We start from the raw sequence: 7,769 nt of genomic DNA on the forward strand, positions 1-7,769 counted from the left end.
AGACGTCGATCCAGCCGGGCCCATGACCTGCGTCGCGGATCCTGGGGCAGCCGGCCCGGTCGCAGGGTCCAGAGAGCCAGCGGTATCATCACCAGCGCAACACATCCCAACAGGATCAGACCGATGCGCTGCCAGTCGGTAGTCCCCAACCAGCGCTGAAAGAATCCCGTCTGCCGGTCGGACTGAAAGCCAAGCACCCGCAGCTGCCATTGGAAATTGATCGCGTCCCACTGCAGCCGGGCCGAGTTGATCCAGCCGATACTGCGGTAACGCGCCGCGGACAACAGCGAATCTTCAAGAAAGCTGCCCTCCCCGCGCAGCGCCTCCTGGATGCCGCGCTCAATACGCTCCGGCGCAACCTGAAAGGTGGGGTCGACCGATACCCAGCCCTGCCCCGGCAGCCAGGCCTCGACCCAGGCGTGGGCATCAAACTGATGGACCAGAACGTAATCGCCATCCGGATTAATTTCACCGCCCTGATAACCGGCCACTACGCGCGCCGGAATGCCAGCGGCACGCAATACGAACGCCATGGCGCCGGCGAAATGCGCGCAGAAACCGCGGCGCGTATCGAAGAGGAATTCATCGTTGGTGTTAACACCCAGCGTGTCCGGTCGCAGGGTGTAGAAGAACGGTTCCTGATTGAAGTGGCGCAAAAGCGCCTGCACCAACTTTGCATCGTCCGGGTACTCGCTGCGCAACTGGGCAGCAAAAGCCCGGCTGCGAGGATCCACCTCCTCGGGCAATATCGTGTAGAGACGCCGCTGCACCGCAGTCAGCCCTTGCGGCTCGAGCAGACTCTGCGGATACGAGGTGGCCTGATAGCTGGTCGTTTCACTCAACGGGCGCCGGGAGCGAAGCATGAAGTCGCGGGTCATGACCAGGCGCTCGTCCTCGCTGGTCGCGCCGCGCAGGCTGAATACCCAGGGCTGCCGGGAAGCCAGGGCGGTAACCTGGTAGGTAATCGGTTCACCCTCGACCTCCCAGTCACGGGGTTCAGCGCGGGAAGCGAAGTCCAGATGACTCCAACTGCGCCCATCAAAGCTCGACAGGGTCAATGCCCGCCAGTAGAGCGCCTCATGGCGCGGTATCTGACCTTCGAACTGTACCCGGAAGGCCAGATCACCCGACCGGGCAAGGTTAGCGATATCGCCTGGAGCCATACTTTCGGCCAGCCCGCTAGTGGCATTCCCGCCGGGTGAATCGACCGACCACAGCGGCCCGATGCGCGGAAAGAACAGGAACAGTACGACCATCAGCGGCACAGCCTGCAACAGCAGAACCGATCCGGTGCGCAGCGCGCGGGAAGGATCATTACGCCCGGCCGTCTGCTGCAGGCCGACTAGCGCGGCGACCAGCACCAGCAGGGAAAACAGCTGGTACAGCGCCAGCAAAATCGACTGATTGAACAGGAATGCGGTCGCGACAATAAAGAAGCCCAGGTAAATCACCACGATCGCATCGCGTGGATTACGCATTTCCAGCAGCTTGAACATGAATAGCAGAAGCAGCAGCATTACCGCCGCATCCAACCCGATCAGGGTACGTTCGGTAAGCCAGACTCCCAGGGTAATCGCGACGATGCCCAGGGTCTTGAACAACGGGCCTGGATAACCCAAGCGCATGCGTTGTATCTGCACCCGCCAGAGCGCACAGCCGAGCCATAGCGCCGAAACCCAGTACGGAAGCCGCGGCAGGTGCGGTAGCAGGACGACAATCTGCGCGGTGAGTAGCCAGGCCAGACTATTGCGCGGTATCAGTGAATGCGCCTTGTTGATCGCCCGTTTCATTTTGCGCTCCCGAACAGCGCCAGGTTGCGCAGGCAACGGTCCCGGTGGCGCTCGCCGCAGCCTGGAGCAATCCGCGTCTCGCCTAGCTGCAGACCGTAAGGTTGATCGGCCAGTTCCAGTTGCATGATCCAGCCGGTGAGATGACTCAGGCGCTGTTCGAGATCGACACCGGGCGTGGCGGCCAGGTCAAGCCAGTAGGTGCTGCGCACCGGTTCTGCAAAGATCTTGCTGTGCAGGCCCTGGCCACGCGAATAGGCACGCCAGTCCAGTCGCCGGCGGGAGTCCCCCGGCTGATAATCGCGTAATCCCTGAAAATCGTCGGTCCCTTCGGCCATCTGCTGATCCGAGTCACCCTCCCCGCCGGGGCCCAGCGCAGGCAACGCCAGGGTGATAACCCTTGGGTAGACCAGCACCTGCCAGTCCAGATCCACCAGGCTCCAGGCGACAAACCAGCCCACCGGATAACGCGTCTCGATGCGCAACCGACCCGGACGGAGCCAGCCCCGTCTGTGGGTGGGGTGATAAAGGGTGATACGCGTTTCGCTGCCCTTGCCCACATCAATCTGTCGTGGCTGGGCGTCTGGCCAGGAAAACACCAGCGCCTGATGTTCATGGCGCGGCGCGAGCAGATTCAGCTCAAGCGGGGCCATTTCCCCGGCAAAAACCGGCGTGCTGCCGGCAGCATGAACTTCGAGACTGGCCAGGTTGCGATAGGTATGGTGCAGCGACACCCAGAAAAGGCTGCCGAGCAGAAAAATCACGCCGTACACCAGGCTGTTCTGGTAGTTGATCGCGCCGATCAGCATGATTACCAGCAGCAGCAAAAACGCGAGACCTGCCCGCGTCGGCACGATGAATATCTGACGGTGCGACAGCGTCACCCGCGGCGCCGGTGGGATACGCCGTTTGAGCCATCGATCAAACAGACGGCTGGTGCGTTGGCGCAACCCGATCAAACCGCTTCGACCTCGTTCAGCAACCAGTGAGCAAGCCCGCCGCCGCCATGCCCGGCCGGATCTTCACTGGCTCGCAGACGGTGACTGACCACCGCTGGCAGTACCGCCTGCACATCCTCGGGAATCACATAGCTGCGGTGCTCCAGCATGGCCCAGGCCCGGGATGCGGCCAGCAGGCCCAGACTGGCGCGGGGTGAGAGACCCCAGGCACATACCTGGCTTTCCCGGGTTCGGTTCACCAGGCGCAATATGTAATCAATGATCGCCGGACTCGCTGTAATGGCCGGCACGCTTTCCTGCAGCTTTTTCAGCGTAGCGCGGTCGAGTACCGGCTCGACCCGCGCCAGCCTGGCGTTGCGATTCTCGCCAAGCAGCAGTGATTTCTCTGCCGCAGGGCCGGGATAACCGAGCGACAGCCGCATCAGAAAGCGGTCGAGCTGCGACTCGGGCAATGCGTATGTGCCCGCCTGAGAAACAGGATTCTGGGTGGCGATGACGAAGAACGGATCAGGCAGCTTTCTGGTTGCCCCATCCACCGTCACCTGATATTCCTCCATGGCCTCGAGCAACGCACTTTGACTCTTGGGGGTGGCGCGGTTGATTTCGTCAGCCAGCACCAGCTCGGCAAAAACGGGACCTGGGTGAAATACGAACTGCGCGGTATTGCGATCAAACACGGAGGTGCCGAGGATATCGCCGGGCAACAGGTCGCTGGTGAACTGAATACGCTGATAGCTCATGCCCATGACCCTGGCCAGCGCCTGGGATAATGTGGTCTTGCCCATGCCCGGCAAGTCCTCGATGAGCAGGTGGCCTCGCGCCAGAATGCACGCGACGGCAAGTTTCACTCCATGCTCCTTGCCCATTACTACCTGGTCGACTGCAGCCAGCGCACGGTTCAGCACATCCTTCATGGTCCATCCTTATTAGTATTGGGTTGGCTCCGAATCGCAAGGTGGCATGTTATGGCCGTCATGGACCCGATAGAAGCGATACGCAACGCTTTGTAACAGCTTGTCAATTGAACTCCCGGAGCGCTGGTCCATTCTCAAGCTTTGATTCATTCATTGTGAAACTACGTCAAGTTGCGAGAACCTGCCATATGCCCATGCACCCAGCGAAACCCCTGACCATCCTGCTTGCCCTGCTGAGTTCTGCCTGCTCTCCGCTGGCGCCGGTCAATTTCCTGGTGCCCGAAGATACCTACACACTCAAGGCCGACCAGTCCTATGGCGAACATGGGCGGCAGAAGCTCGATGTCTATCTGCCGCTCGAAGGCGTAGCCGAGGCGCCGGTTGTCGTGTTCTTCTACGGCGGCACTTGGCGCGGCGGTGAACGGGCCGACTACGCGTTTGTCGGCGAGGCGCTCGCATCGCGCGGAATAATCACTGTGATACCCGATTACCGCATTTATCCCGACGTTACCTATCCAGCCTTCCTGGAAGACAGCGCCGCTGCCACCGCCTGGGTCCGCGCGCGGCAGGAAACCTGGCAGCCAGAGCGCCAGCCACTGTTTGTCATGGGCCACAGTTCGGGCGCCTACAACGCGTCAATGCTCGCGCTGGATCCGCGCTGGCTCGATGAGCAGGATCTTGACCCACAGCAGCTGGCTGGCTGGATTGGCCTGTCGGGACCCTACGAGTTTCTGCCGATCATCAACCCCGACGTCAAACCGATCTTTCCCTACCCGAATACTCCGGAAGAAACACAGCCCTATTTCCATGCCGGCCCCGAGAGCCCGCCCGCCCTGCTGATGGCGGCCACGCCGGACAAACTGGTCGACCCCGACCGCAACACCGGACAACTGACCGAGAAACTGCGCGAGGCCGGTGTCAGCGTGGAAACGCACTACTATGAATCCTTAAACCACCTGACCATCATAGTGGTCATGGCGCAGCCCCTGCAGTGGTGGGAGCCGGTGGCCGCTGAGGTGCATGACTTCATCATGCGTCACTCCAGCGCCACATCCTCCCCGGAATCCTGAGCACCGGCGCGCATACTTTCCAGCCGGTTGATCATGTAGCGCACATGCAGGTGCAGGCTGTACAGCTCATGGGCGTATGACAACGGCACATCAACATGTGTCAGCTCTTCCTGGAGTTTGTGCAGGCGCTCTATCTGCTCCTCCAGCTCATCCTGAATCCGGCCACGGTGGATAAGCTTGTCGACATCGCGCAACTGCGCATACCAGCGAAACACCCGGGCCCGCATGCGCCAACTGTAGATCGGCCCCATGCTGCGCAACAAAGGCACCATGATCGCGATAAAGGGAATCAGCAGCACCACATAGCGATCGACAATCGAAGCAATCCAGAACGGCAGGTAACGCTGGAGAAAGGGTACGCCCTGGCGATGGTAGTAGTCGGCCTCGCCGGTCAGCGGCAATTCGACCGGTTTCGCTGCGGGAAAATCGCCCGCCGGATCCAGCAGATTGCCTTCGCTAAGCACGTCCCGTGCGGCCTCCAGCACCAGAGACGTCAGCGCCGGATGGAAAGACTGGTTGGCGATCAGCGTGGCCACCGGCGACAACAACTCCACATCCTGCCGCGGAACATTGCCGGCGATATCCAGCAGACCCTCGGTGACGGTCAGATGATTGAGAAAGGTCAGCCTGGCAGCATAGGCTCGCGCCTGAGCCAGGCTGACCAGTTGCAGCTGCGGATCAGATAGCAGGCGTGCGATCCGATCGTTGTCGGCTGGCAATACAAAGAATGCAGCATCCAGGTTGCCATTTTGCAGCGCGTCAGCGGCGGCTTCTCCGGGCATCATAATCCAATTGCCATGATCCAGGCCCTCAAATCGCGAGGCATCGCCCCTGGCCTCGAACAGACTACGTACCACCGCATACGTGCCGCTACCCTCGCTGCCCACCGCTACGCGCTTGCCATACAGATCGGAGAGACGCCGGATTTCCTCATCTTCATCCTCTCTATCACCGTCGCCCTTGCGCTGAAACAGCCAGAGCGGCTCATGATACAGCGCGGCCAGACCCTCGAGCTTTTTCAGCTCGGCGCGCTCGAGCAAACGTGTCGTCCCACTCTGGATAAGGCCCAGTTGCACGTCCGGATAATCGGCAGTCAACCGGGCCAGATTATCCAGAGAGCCACGTGTGGGATACAGATTCAGGGTGAGTCCGTCCTCGGCCAGGCGTTCCTTCAATGCAAGGCCGAATTGATGGTATCCCCCTCCTTCGCTGCCGGTAACCATTGCTACCTCACGCGGCGGTGCCGGGTCGAGAAAGCGGAACAACACCCAGACCAGGAGCGCTACCAGCGGCACTATCCATAGATTGGCGCGAATAAATAACGCGCTCTGCTTCAGCACATTCATCGAATTCCCCAGCACTTGTTTTGCGTTCCAGTCTATACACCGGGGTCAGCCGGGGCGAATCAGGACCCGTTCAATTGATGTCGGTGGGCACATCATGGCCCAGCTCCAGGTCCGCACGGTCACGCCAGGTCTCGCCCAGCTCGGCCTTGACCGAGACGCCGAGATCCTTGAAGTCATTGACCTGCTTGACCAGGTTACCGCGCCCGCCTACCAGCTGATCACAGGCCTTTTGATAGGCGTCGGAGGCTTTCTCCAGACTCTTGCCGATGCCATCCATGCTGCCCAGGAAGGTTCGCAACTTGTCGTGCACCTTGGCCGCGCGCTCGGCCAGTTCGGCGGTGTGGCGGTTCTGATCCTCGAAGCGCCACAGCTGGCGAACGATATTCAGGCTGGTCAGCAGGGTTGTTGGTGTTGCGACCAGCACATTCTGCTCGATGGCTTTCTGGAATAGCGTTTCGTCGGCTTTAAGCGCTTCGACGAACGCCGATTCGATCGGAATGAACATGAAGACCATCTCAGGCGCATTGAGGCCAGGCAGGTCGAAATAGTTGCGGTCGGCGAGCTCGCGTATGCGCTGACCGATGGCCTGTACGTGTTCGGCCAGGGCAATGCGCCGCTCGCTGTCATCCTCACTGTTGATATAGCGGGTATAGGCGTTGAGCGAGACCTTGGCATCGATGATCAGATGCTTTTCCTGCGGCAGGTAGACCAGTACGTCCGGACGCTGACGCTGGCCCTCGCTGTTGGTCATGCTGACCTCGCGCTTGAAGTCCTTGCCGGCAACCAGACCGGAGCGCTCCAGTACGTTCTCCAGAATCAGCTCGCCCCAGTTGCCCTGAGTTTTCTTCTGGCCGCGCAGAGCGGTGCTCAGGTCATGTGCCTCCTGAGTAATCTGCCGGTTGAGTTCCTTCAGGTGGTTGAGTTCGCTGGCCAATGTTGCCTGCTGCTGGGTGTCCTTGTGGTGAATATCCTCGACCTTGAGACGGAACTGATCGATCTGCTCGCGGAAAGGCTTCAGCAGATTATCCAGCGACTGCTGGCTCTGCTGCGAAAATGCCTGCCCCTTGGCCTCGAAAATGCGGCTGGCGAGCTGCTCGAACTCCAGTTTCAACTGGTCGCGGCTGTCCTTGAGCAACTGTTGCTGTTCGGTAAAGTGTTGCTGGCGGTGTTCCAGGGTATTCTGCAGCGTGGAATGCTCGATACCCAGAGCCTCATGCCCGGCTTGCAACTCCTGCAGGCGGGCATTGAATGCATCACGTTCCTGCTTCACCGATTCGATTTGGCGGGCCTGCTCCTCGCTCAAGGTCTGGGCCTTCTCTGCCCGCACCTGCCAGTCATGGGACTGGCGCTGCGCCTCTGCCTGACGCGCCTCAACACTTGCCTGCTGTGCGCGCAGCGTAGCGAGGCTCTCCTGCAGGTGTTCAAGACGCACCTCCAGCCCGGCGCGCTCACTGTGCTGCTGGTGAGTCTCAAGCTGCAGTTGCTGGCAAAGCTCGCGCTGCTGCTCGGTCTGGCGTCGGGCTTCATCGAGCTCGCGTTGCTGGGTAGCCTGCCGGCGAACCTGAAGCCACGCGGTCACGGCCCAGCCCAGCAATAGCACCGCACTAATGGTGGCTAACTGGATCTGCGCATCGGATAGTGGCATGAATGTGTCTCCTTGTCTGGTGCCGGACATTATCGCGATTTAATGCTG

6 protein-coding genes are annotated in these 7,769 nt (G+C 60.6%); 1 reads left to right on the plus strand and 5 read right to left on the minus strand.

The window, feature by feature from the left end; genetic code table 11:
• The 3 genes from ABYA88_RS14190 to ABYA88_RS14200 all read right to left on the minus strand — a co-directional run.
• Nucleotides 1–1,790, minus strand: a 1,790-nt coding sequence (locus ABYA88_RS14190) for a transglutaminaseTgpA domain-containing protein (protein WP_373188047.1), incomplete at its 3' end; no start/stop codon positions are given.
• A complete protein-coding gene (locus ABYA88_RS14195) occupies nucleotides 1,787–2,737 on the minus strand; it encodes a DUF58 domain-containing protein (RefSeq protein ID WP_373188052.1) in 951 nt (316 codons plus the stop codon). The genes ABYA88_RS14190 and ABYA88_RS14195, both read right to left, overlap by 4 nt.
• A 5-nt stretch (nucleotides 2,738–2,742) precedes the next feature.
• Nucleotides 2,743–3,660, minus strand: coding sequence for an AAA family ATPase (locus tag ABYA88_RS14200; protein WP_373188048.1), 918 nt, complete (start codon nucleotides 3,658–3,660; stop codon nucleotides 2,743–2,745).
• A gap of 188 nt (nucleotides 3,661–3,848) precedes the next feature.
• Here ABYA88_RS14200 and ABYA88_RS14205 point away from each other — a divergent pair, with 188 nt between their 5' ends.
• Nucleotides 3,849–4,730: an alpha/beta hydrolase gene (locus tag ABYA88_RS14205; protein WP_373188049.1), complete on the plus strand. Its 882-nt coding sequence runs from the start codon at nucleotides 3,849–3,851 to the stop codon at nucleotides 4,728–4,730.
• Here ABYA88_RS14205 and ABYA88_RS14210 read toward each other — a convergent pair.
• Both ABYA88_RS14210 and rmuC read right to left on the minus strand, forming a co-directional pair.
• Nucleotides 4,697–6,076 carry a TAXI family TRAP transporter solute-binding subunit gene (locus tag ABYA88_RS14210; RefSeq protein WP_373188050.1) on the minus strand — a complete coding sequence of 460 codons (1,380 nt, stop codon included), beginning with the start codon at nucleotides 6,074–6,076 and terminating at the stop codon, nucleotides 4,697–4,699. The genes ABYA88_RS14205 and ABYA88_RS14210 overlap by 34 nt on opposite strands.
• A gap of 70 nt (nucleotides 6,077–6,146) precedes the next feature.
• The gene (rmuC, locus tag ABYA88_RS14215; RefSeq protein ID WP_373188051.1) at nucleotides 6,147–7,721 is read right to left on the minus strand and encodes a DNA recombination protein RmuC; all 1,575 of its coding nucleotides are present in this window, start codon (nucleotides 7,719–7,721) and stop codon (nucleotides 6,147–6,149) included.
• Nucleotides 7,722–7,769 lie beyond the last annotated feature (48 nt).

The organism is Halopseudomonas sp. (assembly GCF_041579695.1).
Taxonomy (GTDB): Bacteria; Pseudomonadota; Gammaproteobacteria; order Pseudomonadales; family Pseudomonadaceae; genus Halopseudomonas.